21 protein-coding genes are annotated in these 15,141 nt (G+C 43.2%); 14 read left to right on the top strand and 7 right to left on the bottom strand.

Annotated elements, in window-relative coordinates; translation table 11 throughout:
• Window positions 1-879: 879 nt before the first annotated feature.
• The 7 genes from V7051_RS23335 to V7051_RS23305 all read right to left on the bottom strand — a co-directional run bounded on the left by V7051_RS23335 (window position 880) and on the right by V7051_RS23305 (window position 4,362).
• Entirely contained in the window at window positions 880-1,014 is a 135-nt protein-coding gene (locus V7051_RS23335) for a hypothetical protein (protein WP_333879210.1), read from the bottom strand.
• A 455-nt stretch (window positions 1,015-1,469) separates the two neighbouring features.
• On the bottom strand, window positions 1,470-1,871 hold the full coding sequence (locus V7051_RS23330; protein ID WP_333879209.1) for a hypothetical protein: 402 nt from the start codon (window positions 1,869-1,871) through the stop codon (window positions 1,470-1,472).
• A gap of 390 nt (window positions 1,872-2,261) precedes the next feature.
• Window positions 2,262-2,504 carry a hypothetical protein gene (locus V7051_RS23325; protein WP_333879208.1) on the bottom strand — a complete coding sequence of 81 codons (243 nt, stop codon included), beginning with the start codon at window positions 2,502-2,504 and terminating at the stop codon, window positions 2,262-2,264.
• 623 nt (window positions 2,505-3,127) lie between these two features.
• A complete protein-coding gene (locus V7051_RS23320; protein WP_333879207.1) occupies window positions 3,128-3,409 on the bottom strand; it encodes a hypothetical protein in 282 nt (93 codons plus the stop codon).
• 54 nt (window positions 3,410-3,463) lie between these two features.
• Complete coding sequence (locus V7051_RS23315) at window positions 3,464-3,736, bottom strand: hypothetical protein (protein WP_333879206.1); 273 nt, start codon at window positions 3,734-3,736, stop codon at window positions 3,464-3,466.
• Window positions 3,737-4,099 (bottom strand): hypothetical protein, encoded by a 363-nt coding sequence (locus V7051_RS23310; protein WP_333879205.1) that lies wholly within the window; start codon window positions 4,097-4,099, stop codon window positions 3,737-3,739.
• A complete protein-coding gene (locus V7051_RS23305) occupies window positions 4,096-4,362 on the bottom strand; it encodes a hypothetical protein (RefSeq protein WP_333879204.1) in 267 nt (88 codons plus the stop codon). Before V7051_RS23305 ends, V7051_RS23310 begins: the two co-directional genes overlap by 4 nt.
• A gap of 99 nt (window positions 4,363-4,461) precedes the next feature.
• On the opposite strand from V7051_RS23305, the gene V7051_RS23300 reads away from it, so the two are divergent.
• The 14 genes from V7051_RS23300 to V7051_RS23235 all read left to right on the top strand — a co-directional run bounded on the left by V7051_RS23300 (window position 4,462) and on the right by V7051_RS23235 (window position 15,109).
• Window positions 4,462-4,740, top strand: coding sequence for an XRE family transcriptional regulator (locus V7051_RS23300; RefSeq protein ID WP_333879203.1), 279 nt, complete (start codon window positions 4,462-4,464; stop codon window positions 4,738-4,740).
• Window positions 4,741-4,902: 162 nt separating this feature from the next.
• Entirely contained in the window at window positions 4,903-5,211 is a 309-nt protein-coding gene (locus V7051_RS23295) for a hypothetical protein (protein ID WP_333879202.1), read from the top strand.
• A complete protein-coding gene (locus tag V7051_RS23290) occupies window positions 5,180-5,476 on the top strand; it encodes a hypothetical protein (protein WP_333879201.1) in 297 nt (98 codons plus the stop codon). Before V7051_RS23295 ends, V7051_RS23290 begins: the two co-directional genes overlap by 32 nt.
• 56 nt (window positions 5,477-5,532) lie before the next feature.
• Complete coding sequence (locus tag V7051_RS23285) at window positions 5,533-5,781, top strand: type II toxin-antitoxin system HicA family toxin (RefSeq protein WP_333879200.1); 249 nt, start codon at window positions 5,533-5,535, stop codon at window positions 5,779-5,781.
• A complete protein-coding gene (locus V7051_RS23280) occupies window positions 5,778-6,116 on the top strand; it encodes a type II toxin-antitoxin system HicB family antitoxin (RefSeq protein WP_333879199.1) in 339 nt (112 codons plus the stop codon). The genes V7051_RS23285 and V7051_RS23280 overlap by 4 nt, the downstream gene beginning before the upstream one ends.
• A gap of 464 nt (window positions 6,117-6,580) precedes the next feature.
• Window positions 6,581-7,837 carry a tyrosine-type recombinase/integrase gene (locus V7051_RS23275; protein ID WP_333879198.1) on the top strand — a complete coding sequence of 419 codons (1,257 nt, stop codon included), beginning with the start codon at window positions 6,581-6,583 and terminating at the stop codon, window positions 7,835-7,837.
• A gap of 89 nt (window positions 7,838-7,926) precedes the next feature.
• Window positions 7,927-8,517, top strand: coding sequence for a hypothetical protein (locus tag V7051_RS23270; RefSeq protein WP_333879197.1), 591 nt, complete (start codon window positions 7,927-7,929; stop codon window positions 8,515-8,517).
• A gap of 138 nt (window positions 8,518-8,655) precedes the next feature.
• Window positions 8,656-8,871, top strand: coding sequence for a hypothetical protein (locus tag V7051_RS23265; RefSeq protein WP_333879196.1), 216 nt, complete (start codon window positions 8,656-8,658; stop codon window positions 8,869-8,871).
• A gap of 151 nt (window positions 8,872-9,022) precedes the next feature.
• The gene (locus tag V7051_RS23260; protein WP_333879195.1) at window positions 9,023-9,265 is read left to right on the top strand and encodes a hypothetical protein; all 243 of its coding nucleotides are present in this window, start codon (window positions 9,023-9,025) and stop codon (window positions 9,263-9,265) included.
• Window positions 9,259-9,696, top strand: coding sequence for a CHC2 zinc finger domain-containing protein (locus tag V7051_RS23255; protein WP_333879194.1), 438 nt, complete (start codon window positions 9,259-9,261; stop codon window positions 9,694-9,696). Before V7051_RS23260 ends, V7051_RS23255 begins: the two co-directional genes overlap by 7 nt.
• A complete protein-coding gene (locus tag V7051_RS23250) occupies window positions 9,693-11,216 on the top strand; it encodes a YfjI family protein (RefSeq protein ID WP_333879193.1) in 1,524 nt (507 codons plus the stop codon). The genes V7051_RS23255 and V7051_RS23250 overlap by 4 nt, the downstream gene beginning before the upstream one ends.
• Window positions 11,213-11,635, top strand: coding sequence for a hypothetical protein (locus V7051_RS23245; RefSeq protein ID WP_333879192.1), 423 nt, complete (start codon window positions 11,213-11,215; stop codon window positions 11,633-11,635). Before V7051_RS23250 ends, V7051_RS23245 begins: the two co-directional genes overlap by 4 nt.
• Window positions 11,636-11,981: 346 nt before the next feature.
• On the top strand, window positions 11,982-14,354 hold the full coding sequence (locus V7051_RS23240; RefSeq protein WP_333879191.1) for a type I restriction-modification system subunit M: 2,373 nt from the start codon (window positions 11,982-11,984) through the stop codon (window positions 14,352-14,354).
• On the top strand, window positions 14,354-15,109 hold the full coding sequence (locus tag V7051_RS23235; protein ID WP_333879190.1) for a restriction endonuclease subunit S: 756 nt from the start codon (window positions 14,354-14,356) through the stop codon (window positions 15,107-15,109). The genes V7051_RS23240 and V7051_RS23235 overlap by 1 nt, the downstream gene beginning before the upstream one ends.
• The last annotated feature ends 32 nt before the right edge of the window (window positions 15,110-15,141 follow it).

Here is a 15,141-nt window from a genome sequence, read left to right as displayed (position 1 = left end):
GTACAACTTTGACTTGTTGAAGTACACACCATAGTCGAACAGGTATCGGTTACAGGCGGCGGGTCTGTTGGTGGCGGTAAGGGGCAAGCCGGTTTAACGGTAACAACGCCATCTGAGTTGGTACAGGTCTGGTCTACGCTTGTACATATCAGGGTTGAACAACTAGGTGAATCGGTATGAGGCGTAATGCAAGCGCCGGTTATTGCATCGTTAATTTGGGGCAAATAACAGACAGGCGCTACGCAGGTGTTTGATGCAGGGTCTAAAGTTTCAGCTATTTTACAGGTCGGCGTTGGGGTTATACAGGCACCTGTTATAGCATCATTGATTTGAGGCGCTGTACAATGAGGAGCATCACAAGTGTTAGTAGAAGAGTTTAAAGTTTCGGCAATCTTACAAGTAGGCGGAGGTGGCGGAGGATTTATGCAAGCGCCGGTAATGGCATCATTTATTTGAGGTGCAGTGCATGAGGGCGATGTACAAATACCATTAACTCTAGTTTGTCCAAGCAAACAGGAAGGCGCATTGGTACAAATTGAGCCAGATAAAGTACCACCACCGGGACAATTGTAGGAGGGAACGTTAAAAGAAAATGTATGAGCAGCGTTCACGCAAGTATTATTGCCAGAAAGATAAATATAACCAGCAGCAGAACAATAAGTTGATCCAACAGTAGGAAATGAAAGATATGAGTCAGCAAAAGCAGAGGACGAAGCAAAGCACAATAAGCAAAAAAATATAATCTTACGCATGAGTAAACCCACTAATGACGGCATAAGCGCAAAGAAGGCCAGAAAGAAAATAAAGTAATAGGAAGATCATATTTTTTTATCCTTGAAGTCAGGGAAAGAGGGGCCGAAACCCCTCTTTGTTATTGGCTTAACGGAACCAGGAAATTACTTTGTTGTAACCCCATTTAGCGACGCCGGGCGCCATTTTGACGGCGGCAATGGTTGTAATGGCCGCCACAATTGTGGTCGAGTCAACAGCCGAAGTTAGTCCGGAAAAATCCATAAGAAATACCTCTTTGGTTAAAGTTAAAATTAATTAGGATGACGGCTTGTAAAGAAGTTAATTACTGTGCCGTACCCCCAGGCCACTAGGTAACAGAGAACCGGAAGGCCAAAGCCCAATTCCCACATGTTCTGCAAGTCCGACGAAATCGGTATGCTGAAGATGTCTTGTAATGTCGGCTGGGAAGCCAACGTTTGAGCACTCATGGTTATGTATGCAGCTGGGTCTTGTGCTAGGCATTCGGCGATGGTGTTTACTTCGGTTTGGGTGTTATTCGCCAGACTCAGGCATAGGTATTTAAGTGCCATTGTTTGTCCTTATGTGTTGCTTGTTTGTATGACGTAGCCATGTATAAATCGGTTACGCAGGACGGTGTTGCTAAGTACCCGTTCTTTGAACTGGACGGGTTTCATTAGGCAAGCCATTGATCTTATTTTCATTGCTTTATGCCTTGTTTATGGTTTGTTAGGAGGTATGGAGCCTGTTGTCTGCGAGATTCCATGTTTCGGTTTGTCTTTACCGGTTTCTTGTTCAGGCTCAGGGCCGTCTACTTTCATACTGAGTGCTGTCAGTACGGCTTTGTTTTGGCCGCCCATGGTAATTTCACAGATAATTTCCATTTGGCAGGGAAAGTAGAGTTTTCCGGCTTCTACTTCGGCTTTTTTCTGGTCGAACATTTCAAAGGGCATTTTGATTTTGATAAGTTCGTTGCCCAGGTTGTTAGGGTTTTTTCCGGTGTTGGGTTTTGATACCCAGATGGAACCGCCTTTATTGTCGCCATCAATTTCATAGCGGGTTAATGATTCTACTTGTCCTCTTATGACTGTTTGCATGTCGCCTAGGAAGCTGTTTGTCATTGTCTTGTACCTTTTGGTTTGGTTGATGTTGGTGTTTCTGTTTTTGGGCTTTACTGCTTTTGTTTTCTGTTTTGACCCTCTTCTTTTCCGTGGGTCTTACGGGTTAACAGTTCTTACAGGCAATTCAGGCTGTAAACAGACTCCAAAGCCGGATTTATCAAAGGCTGTAAATGTCTCAACAAATGTATGAGTTACTGAAATCAAGGACAGGACAAAACCTAAGATGAAGGGAATCAGTAAATTTGATGTAGATGTCTTCAATAGATTTATTAGTCGTTTACGTTGGCTATATGTCAGTCTGTTGACTGGTAAACTAGGTGCTGTGATATTCATTCTTTGATTTCCTTTATTTTTTGATAAAGCTATATTGGGCATATTTTTGACATTGATTTAGTCTTCTAGGTCTTCATCGTCTAAATCAGGATCTTCTTCACCATCATCTAGCGATTCGTAATCGCGGTTTAGTTGTTGACGTCTCGCGTTCTCTTCTTGCCAGCCATCATCTACAAACATGCCATCTTCTGAGGGTATGGGTTCAAAGTCTTCTCCACAGTTGTGACATGAAATTTGGTCGTCATCTGTTCGAATGTCGGTGAAGCTATCCGCTCCGCAATTTGGGCATATATCTGACATTGGTTAGCCTTTGTATCTTTTTGTTATGACTGTTTTCAGCTGTTAAAAGCTGGTTTTTATCTAACACATTAACTATGTCGATTTTGTTGAAACGGTTTTGTCGCGAACCCTACGGGCCGGGCTTTCCGTTCCAATCGACGTTTAAATCTGATAACTGGCAGTAAGGCCAAAACGCTTTTACGCAGGCTCCAAAGGTTTTGACCTAACTGCCAGTAATTCAGTTTTAATCGCCGATTTCCTCTACAATCCCTTTCGCTATACGGCTATGCGTTATTTCAATCTACGTGGTTCACGGTCTTTAAAGCGCGTAGTCATGGCCTTTGAGGAAAAGCGCCTCAAAGGCCACTAGACAGCTTATTTTTTGTCTTCAGCTGTACAAGAAATTTTTTCCGCAAGACGGAAATAATTTCTGGACAGCATGGACACGCTACGAGTTGGCTTATGGCTTTTTTTACTCGTTACCCTTCGGGTTTTTTGTCCGGTTCTGGCTTTTAATTTGCGGCTCGCGTTTGTTAGCGGTAGCAGCCTGAATCCAGCGGCCAGACGCCCGGCAAAGACGCATTCGTTCCTCATTGCGTGCTTTGCGCGAGGCGTGAGGGCCGGGATATGGGCGCTTTGCCGCTTCATGGGCGCGCCGTTTGTTTCGCTTTTTCTTGCTTCTCTTTCAAGTGCGTTAACACCTGCCCCCGGAGTTCGTCCGACAGTTCTTTCATAGGGACTAGCTGCTTGTGCAGGTACAAGGTCATAATGGCTTTAGTCAATCCAAAGGGTTTAAGGCCTCTATCCATAGCCTCTAGCTCAAGGCTGATATAGTCTTTCTGTGCAAGAGCGGTTCTGTAGATACGTTCGGTTACACCACCTGCTTCCGAGCTACCGCGATCAGGTAATATCGATGATTCGGCCATTTATGCGGCTCCTATTAATTAAGATTGATTAAAGTAATATTCATTTATGCAGGCTCAACGACAAATAACGGACACTTGCGGACGAAAAGAACAAATATCCTGAAATGATCCCTTGAAATCAGTAAACCCGGAATAGTCCGATGGAACACGGACAACACCGACCTTGACAGGTGAACATCCCTTAGTGGTTGAACCATTGCGGAAATCACGTGCAGCACGATAACGTTTTGCAGCTTCTTGAATCGACACAGGATTTGAAGCATGACCCCCGCCAAATGGTGTGCAATCTTGATTAAGAAATTGTTCAAAAACAATATATTGAAACATTTAAGCGACCTCCTTAACGTCAGTTAGAAGGTTATCTTCATAAGTTTCCCAGTAATAGGTGGTGTAACCGAACAAAAGAGAACCGAAAAGTTGACGGTCATCCAGTATTTCAGCTTGATATTTCTTGAGTGCAGTAGTGAGTTGTTCATTGCCCAAAAATAGAAATATCAATCCTTGTAAACGCTCACTACCAATATTTGTAATTTGGTTAAGTTGAATTCTGCAATATTCCATATCGCGATAATGTGCATTAGATACATCATGATAATCAGCTAACGATTGTTTTAATTTACGATGAGAATCAGAGACTATAAATCGACAAGCGGTGTTTACTTCATCAAGGGTTAGTTTGATAGCACTCATAACACTTTACCTTCTTTCAAATTAGCAACCAGGACGACCATGTTTATCATGCGATAACGGCCTATTTTGACGGTAGGGATGTAGCCTTGATCTATCCAGCCACCGACTACGCCTTTGCTTAAGCCTATGGATTCTGCAAATTTGTCCGGCACCATGAACGGGATGAAAAACAGCTGGGAGGCTGTTTGTTGTAAGCCTTGCTTCAATGAAGGGTTAGACTCAAACAATGTATCTAATTTGACTGTGTTTTGCTCTTGGTTCATGATTGCACCCTTAGCCCTGTTTGGCTGGTTATGGCTGGTTTGAAAACTTACATGTATTATATACATTACATGTAAATAATACAATTAATATTTACATTTATGATCGACCAATTTGAAATTAATAAAAGGCTCAAAGACTTAAGAGCACATCTAGACATAACAGTGGACGAGTTTTCACTACAAACAGGGATAAAAAGCGGACAGATCAGCAGTATTGAAAATAATAGGCAAAAACTTTATGGCTGGCAGATTCAAGCTATATCAACTGTATGGCCAGAGTACGCCTATTGGTTAGCTACAGGACTTACCATCCCAGAAGCCGGACAAATAAGCCCAGAAATTGAGGAAACCCGAAAGAATCTGTCAACGGGTACGTGACTGCATGGAGGGCTCTAAATCAATGGGGAGGGACGGTTAAAACAAGAACCGAATCAAGGTAAAAAGACAAAGCAAGGCGGCTTATGTAAGCCGTTATTTACTAATCGTAAGTATTCAGTCATAAGCGTTATCAAAGTACAAAAAGTTTAAAAGAGGACTTCAATGTTAAAAATTTTATTAAGCCTAATTTTTGGAATGATTGTAACCAGCATGACTATGACAGGAACAAAGGCATTGTCTATTGATACCTTATTAGAAGGTATAAAAGCTTTGAAACAAGCAAAATTTGATGATCAAAGTAATCAAGTAGCCTCAAAACTAGAAACATCTCCAGAAGAAAAAAAGCAAATAGAATCGATGAAAAGAATTAGAAATAACATGATGATAAGTCAGCAGAAGCTCAAGAATGAAAAGGCAAAAAATAACCAAGGGAGCGAAGATGGAAAAATACAGAGAAGTGAAATGGAATAAAGAAATAGAGGTAGAAAGAAAAAGGAACGCAGGAAAAATACAAGATTCAATAAATTCAAAGCCAGATAATAACAATTTCAACAATCCAGGTAATAATGACAAATCTATAAAACAAGGAAAGTTAAACGTAAAGGCAGCGTGCAGATTAGTCGTATTGATTGCTTTAGGAACTATGTTAGGAAACCTTATATCTTATTTTGGATATAAATACATTACGAAAAATAATGTGAATCAGTGCGAACAAGAAAGCAAAAGCAGCTTTTGATAACGGGCAATATAAGTGATATATTTGCAACTATATTTTAGTCGCTATCCCAAAACATGAGCCAACTAGAAAAACTATTAGAGCAATTCATCAATACGCCGTTGCCAAAGTGGAGTGAGGTTCTTACTTTGATGAAGAAGCTAGGTTACAAAAGGCTTGAAGGCGATGGTTCCCGGATAAAGTTTATAAATCTGGAAAAGAAAAGTGTCATCGAATTACACCGACCACACCCAGGGAACACTATTAAGCACTATGTAAAGAAAGACATCACCAAAGAATTGAAAGATAAGGGGTTCATAAAATGAAATACTTCGAACATAACGGTTATTTAGGCAGTTGCAAAGTAAGCATCGAAGATAATTGCTTACACGGAAAACTGGAACATATCAGCGACTTAATTACCTACGAAGCCGAAACTGTAGAACAGTTAGAAAAAGAGTTCAGACTAGCCGTAGACAGCTATCTGGAAACTTGCAAAGAAGCTGGAATGGAGCCCAAAAAACCATTTAAAGGTTCATTTAACGTGAGGATAGGCGAGGAACTTCACGGAAAGGCGGTAAAAAGAGCGGGTGAAATAGGCAAGTCTTTAAATGATTACATTAAAGACATCGTTAAAAAAGACACCGAATCTCACGCTTAATGTTTCCACTTTTTTTCCACCGTTACCAGCAAAAGACAGCTTTACACGGTTTAAAGATTTAAAAATATCTTTTTGATTCAATAAGTAACGCTGTTTTAAGCTCATAACATGGTTCTTTTAATGCGATGGTCGCGCGTTCGAATCGCGCACGACCCACCACAAAGGCCTTTGATTTACAAAGGAAATCAACAAGATTGCCCGTCGAGTTGAAGCAACATAATTGCAGTTAGGCGCAAATTTAGGCGCACATCTGTTTTATTTGCTCAATGAGGTGGCGTAATGAATCATCAAGACCAATCCGAAGCAGTCCGATACTGGGCTGACAATCAATTAGTTGTTTCCGGCAATCATTGCCGATTATTCGACAACTACATCCCCAAAAATATTATCCAATTTGATACCAGTTCGGTATTGTATGTTCTTGAGGAATGTCATCAATTCTTTTGTAATGAGAGGATTGCATAATGGCTTATCTCAGAGCTTTGGCAAACGGCCATTATCGCGCCGATGTCCGTATGAAAGGTATTACCAAAAATAAAACCTTTTCTTCTCAGTCACTCGCTCAAGCTTGGGCGGATAAAATCGAATACAACATCAAAACCATTCCGAATCTGGATCAGGCACAATTGTTGGCGCTGTCCGACGCAGATATTGAAGGTAGGGGTGGCGAAGAATTATTTAAACAGCTGGGCATTGATTTATTTGTTATCCGTAATCAGGCCCGGTTAGAATCCATCAATGCCCTAAGCAAAAAAGAGTTGCTTCAACTATCAGCGCAAGAAATCGAAAGCATGGGCGGTGCTGAGCTGTTTATGCAAGCCGGTAAACGTATTAGATATAAGACCTTTCGTGAAGTCTGTAATGAATATATTAGCCGTTGGAATAAGAAAGACTATTCAGGACAGATGCAGCGCATCAATTATTGGTGCCAAGTTTTCGGGGATAGAATTATGACCGATATTGATATTTTTGATCTTCGTGAGCATATCGACAGTATGACAGATGAAGGCCAACGTGCTACGACCATCAACCGAAAGAAAGCGGTGTTATCCAGCGTTTATAAGTTCGCCCTGAGTCGTGGTTATGTTGATGCTAATATCGTCCGTAATGTCGTCATTGATGATGATACTAAGCGTAGGGATAGGGTATTAAGCGATGACGAACGGCAACGCTTGATTAAAGCCTGCCAAGAATCCCATTGGAATAAGCTATATCTGTTAGTGCTGATAGCGATGACCACTGGGGCGCGTAAAGGCGAATTGATGAGTTTACGCTGGTGTGATGTGCGTTTTAATGACAGTACTGGCTATTTGGGTGATACCAAAAACGGAACCAGCAGGGAACTGCACTTTGCGCCGGTTGTAATGATTGAGTTAAAGCGCTTTCAAGAAATTGGTTCTGGCTTGATATTTCCCTCTGTTGAAATACCGAATCAGCCGATGGATTTTCGCAAAGCTTGGAGCAAGGCGCTTAAAATGGCGAACATATCAGAGAAAGACGTATTCAATGTTGATGGTAGCGTTAAACAGGAAAAATTCACTTTCCATTGCTTACGGCATGGTTTCTGTTCAGCGCTGTCCGACTCTGGCAAGGAAATCAATCAAATTGCCAAGCTGGCCGGTCATAAGAGTATACAGACCACAATGCGCTATATTCATCAAGGTCGTGACCAAAAACGCCTCATAGTTGATGAATTAGCTCAGGCGTTTAGATTAAGCTAAGTCTATTCCGGCGAGATGATAAAAGGATTTATTAGCCGTTCGATTGACTATCCTTTCTTAATACATTGCACTTTAACGGAGCGTATTCCATGAATGAAGATCTTTTAAAACAAATTGAAGAAATGGCAAACGCTACATCAACTGAATTATCTGAAGAGATTGCAGAGTTAAAAAAAAGATATTATGAACAAATAATTAAGGCTGATGAACTGCTTAATTCAGAAGAAAATATACCCGATGAAGAGTTGGACTCTAAATATCCAGACGCTGCTTTAATTGATAAGCTCGATAATTATATAGAAGTCCTAAAGGGTCAAAATGAGATGTTAGCATTAGAAAATGACTTTCTTAAGTTGCAAATTAAGGGTTACAAAGCAGTAAAGACTTATTCTGATTTAGGATCCAAGTTTTCTGATAAGTGTATGGACATACAAGAAGGGATGATTGACTACCAAAAAAGAAAACTTGAAAATCAAATCAATAAACTAGAGAAATATACAAAAGGAACAAAAAAAAGATCCGAAGATAAACAACAACAATGGGCGATTGCTCAAAAGTATTTTATGGAAGAAATACCAAAACATAAGACGCTAATTAAAGCTAGAGAAGCCGCTGCTCAAAGAGCAGGGATAAAAGCTACTATGCGGCGCTTAATCGAAATGTTACCCGTCGTAAAATAATTTTCATGCAATATTGCACAATTGCATTGTTACTTTACAGTTAGACACTGTTACATTGCAATTGGACAATTATTTAAGTTAAATCAATGTCATATCATTAGTCTGCAATCACAAGCTACCCAAAAGGAGGGTAAAGTAATGCAGGCACAATCATCAATATCCCTAGGCGACATCGTTCCCTATCAATCCATCCCTGAAAAATTTCCCCACCTATATAGCCCCAAAAGCTGGGCATGGGCGGTCAAGCAACGTCATCACAATGGACTTGCTAAAGCCTTTCGCAAGGTCGGCAAGAATCTTTTTGTAAACATCCAAGTCCTAGCTGAATGCATCGACGCGCAACTTTCTGATTGAAACGTAAAAATCAAGCAGTACAAAACGTTGCATGATAAGGCATGTAATCAATTAGGCGTAAATCTAGGCGCAATTTCCCCTGTTGTTAACCAAAAGACTTCAATTCGACGGGCAAAATCGAACGGGAAAAGGCGCCAACAATGAGGTATGTATGAAAATTTTTTCGAAAGTAACGCAGTCCCGCCAAGCGGCGCTGCAAGAAGCAATTTATCGTCATGTTGACGAAAGAGTTGGTGATATGACCCAAAAACATAAAACCATCGGGTGTGGGGACACCCAAGCGGCTAAACAAAACATTTTCAGATTGAATTTTACTCAACTTATCGTGAGATTGAAAGCGGTCAGTTTTCGGGCGGCTGTTTGGTTAAGCATAGTAGGAGGTTCGTCATGTTGAATTCTCTTTCATACAAAACAGATCAACTGTTGAATCAACTGGATCGTGTAAAACAGACAGGACAAGGCAAGTGGTTGGCGCGGTGTCCTGCTCATGATGATAAATCGCCGTCACTGGCCATTAAAGAAGTCGAGGACAGGATTTTACTTCATTGTTTTGCTGGCTGTGGCGTAGCAGAGATACTCAATGCGGTAGGTTTGCATATGGATGATTTGTTTCCAGATCGGGTGGCTGATCCTTATGACCCAGCGCCCAGGATGCCCAAATTTAGCGCTTATGAATTGTTTCCACTATTAGTGCAGGAAGCGATTATTTTGGCATTGGCTTGCAATGATTTCATGGCTTATGGTGTATTGGCGAATGCTGATTACCTAAGGGCCCAACAAGCTTGTCAGTGTGTGATGCGGCTTCATGCTGAGGTATCCAGATGAACTTGCAAAACAAATTAGACAAACTCGGCATTGATGATCCCTATAGGTTCTGGCAGAACCCGCAACCGTTGACCGCAAAAATTTCACCCGAAGCTTATCCTTTGGATGCTTTACCGGCCAGCCTACGTGGAGCTGTTGAAGAAGTGTTGGGATTTACGAAAGCACCGGTAGTATTGGTGGCTTCTTCAGCATTAGCGTCGCTATCGCTGGCGACCCAGGTGCATGTCGATATTAAGCGAGCTGAAAAACTGACTGGCCCAACAGGGTTGTTTTTATTGTCCATTGCCGATTCCGGTGAACGTAAATCAACCTGTGATGCCTTCTTTAGTAACCCTATTCAAGCCTACGAACAAGAGCAGGCGGAACTCGCCAAGCCGTTGCTAATGGATTATGCAGCAGCTCAATCGACCTGGAATGCTGAAAGAGAAGGTATTTTGTCTGCTATCAAGGATGCCGGTAAAAAAGGTAAATCAGTCGCTGAGTTGCGCGATAACTTGACCCTGATTGAACATGATAAACCCGAACCGCCGCGCATACCCAAATTGATTCGTGGTGATGAAACGCCGGAGAATTTAGCTTACGTACTGGCGAAAGAATGGCCTGCTGGCGGCGTCATTTCCAGCGAAGCCGGTGTTGTACTTGGCGCGCATGGCATGGGTAAAGAATCTATCATGCGCAATTTGGGGTTACTGAACATTCTTTGGGATGGAGGCGAGTTATCGGTAGGACGGCGTTCTTCTGAATCCTTTACCGTTCGGGGCGCTCGCTTGACTATAGCGTTGCAAGTGCAAGAAGCGACTTTGCGCAGTTTTTTTGACCGCTCCGGTGGATTAGCGCGAGGTACCGGTTTTTTTGCCAGATTTTTGGTGGCTTGGCCGGAATCGACGCAAGGTTACCGTCCTTTTACCGAGCCACCGGAAAGCTGGCCGAAACTGGCGGCGTTTCATCGGCGTATTACGGAAATTTTGAATATTCCTGCACCCATTGATGAGAAGGGAGCTTTGAACCCAGTCTTGATGGCATTCACTCCAGAAGCGAAAATGGCTTGGGTTGCATTTCATGATGCTTTGGAAGGCGAATTGCGTAGCGGCGGCGAATTGTATGATGTCCGCGATGTCGCCAGTAAAACCGCTGACAATGCCGCACGGCTAGCTACATTGTTTCATGTCTTTGAACAGGGCTTTGAAACTGCTGTCGGTTTCGATTCGTTCGAAAACGCCAGTCGCGTTGCTGCTTGGCATTTGAATGAAGCACGGCGGTTCTTTGGCGAACTGGCGCTGCCGGTTGAATTAGCCAATGCCGTGCGACTGGATAACTGGCTGCTGGAGTTTTGCAAAAGGCAGAAAGCTGACAGCGTATCACGGCGAGAACTGCAAAGACTGGGGCCGGTACGGGACAAAGATCAGCTGAAAAATGCCTTGGAAGAACTGGTGGACTTTGGGCGAGTGCGCATTATTCCGGAAGGCCGACGGATAGACGTTCAGATCAATCCGCAGTTGCTCAATGGAGCGGCAACATGACCTTATGGGCGCTGATACAAAAAAATGGTCTACGACAACTTGCGACGCTGACAGTTGCGACACCTGCGACACTTAAAACGCCAGAAATTGGAACTGTCGCAACAGTCGCAACTGTCAATGTCGCAAACCCTGAGATTCAAAAAGGCATCATTGCTGAAACAACTGATAACCGACCGATTGTGTCAAGCCCAGAACAAGTATCCGATGACGAGTTCTTCAAAGATGATCGACGATATTGTTCAGAATGCAGTCATTTATCCGTCGGTCGCTGTTTAGCCGCGTGGCGAGGGGAAATAGAGGCAGGAAGGCAGTATCGACCGATAGATGACATACCCAGGCGCTGTGAAGGTTATGCGCCAATGTTAAAAAACAAAGGGCGAACGGTTGAGCACCAGAGCGACACAAAGTCATCGACATGAATAGAGTTGGAGATTTTGGAATCAGTCTACAGGAGTCGGAACGCCAGAGAGCAGGGCAGTATTGGCACAGAATGCATTTACGGAAGGCTTGTCCACCATGATGCGCGAAATGCCCACCTTGTTACGAGAAAATTGGGAATTGATGAAACGAGTCAAATAACATCATGAACATGGAGAGTTAGCAACTGCACAAAGCGTTCCTACCTATAACCATAAGCTCTTTTGAAAAAATAAGGCGCCCTATACCGGAGCTCACTTTTCGTAGTCATGCCATGTTATTATGAAACGGTTTTTCCCAATCATTAGGCATTTGCTTTTTGGTATCAATGAGATCAGCAACACTACTATGACACAAAACACCAACAACCTGGCCGCCTACATCTGGTCGTTAGCCGACTTACTGCGCGGCGACTTTAAACAAAGCCAATACGGTCGCATCATCCTGCCTTTTACCTTGCTACGGCGCCTTGAAGGGGTATTGGAAGACAGCAAAGACGCGGTGTTGGCTCAGGTTGAAAAAGTACAGGCGATGAACTTGCCCGAAGAAGGGCAAGAAAAGCTGCTGTTAAGAGCTACTGGTGGTCTGTCGTTTTTTAACATCTCCAAAATGAATCTTTCCACGCTCGGTGAATCGGGCATTGCCGCTAATTTGGAGGCCTATATTCAAGGGTTTTCCAAAGATGCCCGTGAGATTTTTGAACATTTTAAATTTAACGAATTTATTGGCCAGCTCAACGATGCCAACCTGCTCTACAAAATTGTCCAAAAGGTTCGGCAGACCGATTTGAGCCCCAAGGCCATTTCCAATCATGATATGGGCCTCGTGTTTGAAGAGTTGATCCGCCGCTTTGCTGAAAGTTCAAATGAAACGGCTGGGGAACATTTTACGCCACGCGATATTGTGCGCCTTACGACCTCCTTAGTGTTTATGGAAGATGATGAAGCACTGACCAAGCCGGGTATTATTCGTACCATCTACGACCCTACCGCAGGCACAGGCGGCTTTCTTTCTTCGGGCATGGAATACGTGCATGAATTGAATCCGCAAGCCGTGATGCGCGGTTATGGGCAAGAATTGAACCCCGAAAGTTATGCAATCTGCAAAGCCGATATGCTGATCAAAGGGCAGGAAGTCAAAAACATCAAACTCGGCAATACCCTATCCAACGACCAGCTGTATGCCGATAAATTTGATTACATGTTATCCAACCCACCCTTTGGTGTTGATTGGAAGAAAATTGAATCCGACATCAAAAACGAAAATACCTTGAAAGGTTATGAGGGGCGTTTCGGCCCCGGCTTGCCGCGAGTCTCTGACGGCTCACTGTTATTTTTATTGCACCTGATCAGCAAGTTACGCGATGCTTCCGAAGGCGGTGCACGTATTGGCATTATTCTTAACGGCTCGCCGTTGTTTACCGGCGGCGCCGGTTCCGGTGAATCCGAGATTCGCCGTTACATCTTAGAAGCCGACTTATTGGAAGCCATTGTCGCGTTGCCGACTGACATGTTTTACAACACCGGCATATCGACCTATGTCTGGGTGCTTTCCAATAAAAAGGGTGCAGAACGCAAAGGTAAAGTTCAGCTGATTAATGGCGTCAATCTGTGCAGCAAAATGCGTAAGTCTCTGGGCTCAAAACGTAATGTCATGGATGAAACCGACATTGCCACCATTACCCGTACCTTTGGCATCTTTGCAGTCGTTGATGCGCGTGAGTTGGATAAGCCGACAGAACAAAAAAGCAATCGGGGTCGCCAATCAGCCAACCCCAAAACAGAAGCCCCCAAAACCTTTGCCAGCAAGCTCTTCAATACCTATGAATTCGGCTATCGCCGCATCACCATCGAACGACCGTTGCGTGAGTCCTACCAATTTAGCGATGAACGCATTGAAGAGTGCCGCTTTGCTTCCGGCGCGTTAAACGTCCTCATGAAGTGGGTCTACAACGAATACGGTGCAAGCTGGTCTGATGAAAAAGACTGCGAGTTCTATGGCAGTTTAATGGGGCAGGAAATTGAGATTCGTGCCTATGTCAAAAGCCATTTTAGCGACCTCAAAGAAAAACAGATTAAAGACCTGCTCGACCACAAAATATGGCTGGAACAAAAGCAAATTCTGCTCAAAGCCAAACAATTACAAACCGCCATAGGCATTGCTCAACACGATGACATGAACGGCTTTGACGAGGCAATAAAAGCCGCCTGTCAACAACAAACCATTACTTTGGACGTCAAAGAGAAAAAGCAAATCAAGGATGCCGTGAGCTGGAAAAACCCGGAGGCTGAAAAAGTTATCAAAAAAATCCACAGTCGCTCTTCGGTACCCATGCCGCCGCGACATACCGTTCATCCTGAACATAAAGGCAAAGCTAATCCACTCTATGGCTTATTTACCGTCGCTGGTGAGGTGATTGAATACCAAGCGGATGGAGACCTACGTGACAATGAAAACGTTGCCCTTGATCCCTCTCAATCCGTTAATGCCATTAACGAAGCCTACTTTATCAAAGAAGTGCTGCCCCATGTTCCCGATGCCTGGATAGATGCCAGTAAAAGAGACCACAAGGATCAGGAGATTGGTATTGTCGGTTATGAAATACCGTTTAACCGGCATTTTTATCAGTATCAGCCGCCGAGGGATTTGATGGAGATTGATGCAGACCTTGACGCAGTCAGTGCAGAGATCATGAAGTTGCTGCAAGAGGTCCATTCCTAATGGCGGGGAAGTATCAGGAGTATCCTGAATATAAAGATTCAGGGATTGAGTGGATTGGCAAAATACCAATGAATTGGGATATGTGGAAAATCTCCCATGTCTGTCCTTATATTGCAAGCGGTACGACACCTAAAGCAGATGGTGATACGTATTATGGTGGTGAAAACCTTTGGGTAACTACTGGGGAGTTGCGAGAAAATATCATTTTTGACACTCAGAAAAAAGTAACCAATAAGGCATTGTTTGATATGCCAACATTACGATTGCATCCTAAAGGCTCGGTTTCAATCGCTATGTATGGAGCAACAATAGGTCGCCTTGGGATTTTCGGTAAGGAGGCAGCAACCAACCAAGCCTGTTGTGTAATGCCGCCTTCAAAGGTACTTTATAACAAATATCTTTTCTATTGGCTTTATGCCACGCGACAAGAGATTATTAATTTATCATCTGGTGGTGGGCAGCCTAATGTAAACCAAGAAAAAATCGCTTCTCTTAAAGTAAGTGCACCAGAATATGAGTTGCAAGTACGAGTTGCCGACTTCCTCGATCACGAAACCGCCAAAATTGATACCCTGATCGAAAAACAACAACAGCTCATCAAGCTGCTAAAAGAAAAACGTCAGGCCGTCATTAGCCATGCCGTGACCAAAGGTTTAAATCCCAATGCCCCAATGCGTGACTCAGGTGTTGAATGGTTGGGGGAGGTGCCGGAGCATTGGGTTGTACTTTCACTTGTAGGACTTACGCAAAATTAGACTTTAAGTGTCGTCAATTCAACCCAAAGTTG

The sequence above is a fragment of the Methylobacter sp. genome (genome assembly GCF_036845245.1).
Lineage (GTDB): Bacteria > Pseudomonadota > Gammaproteobacteria > Methylococcales > Methylomonadaceae > Methylobacter_A.
The sequence above is the reverse complement of the archived record's forward strand: the minus strand, read 5'-3'. Positions and strand labels throughout refer to the sequence as shown.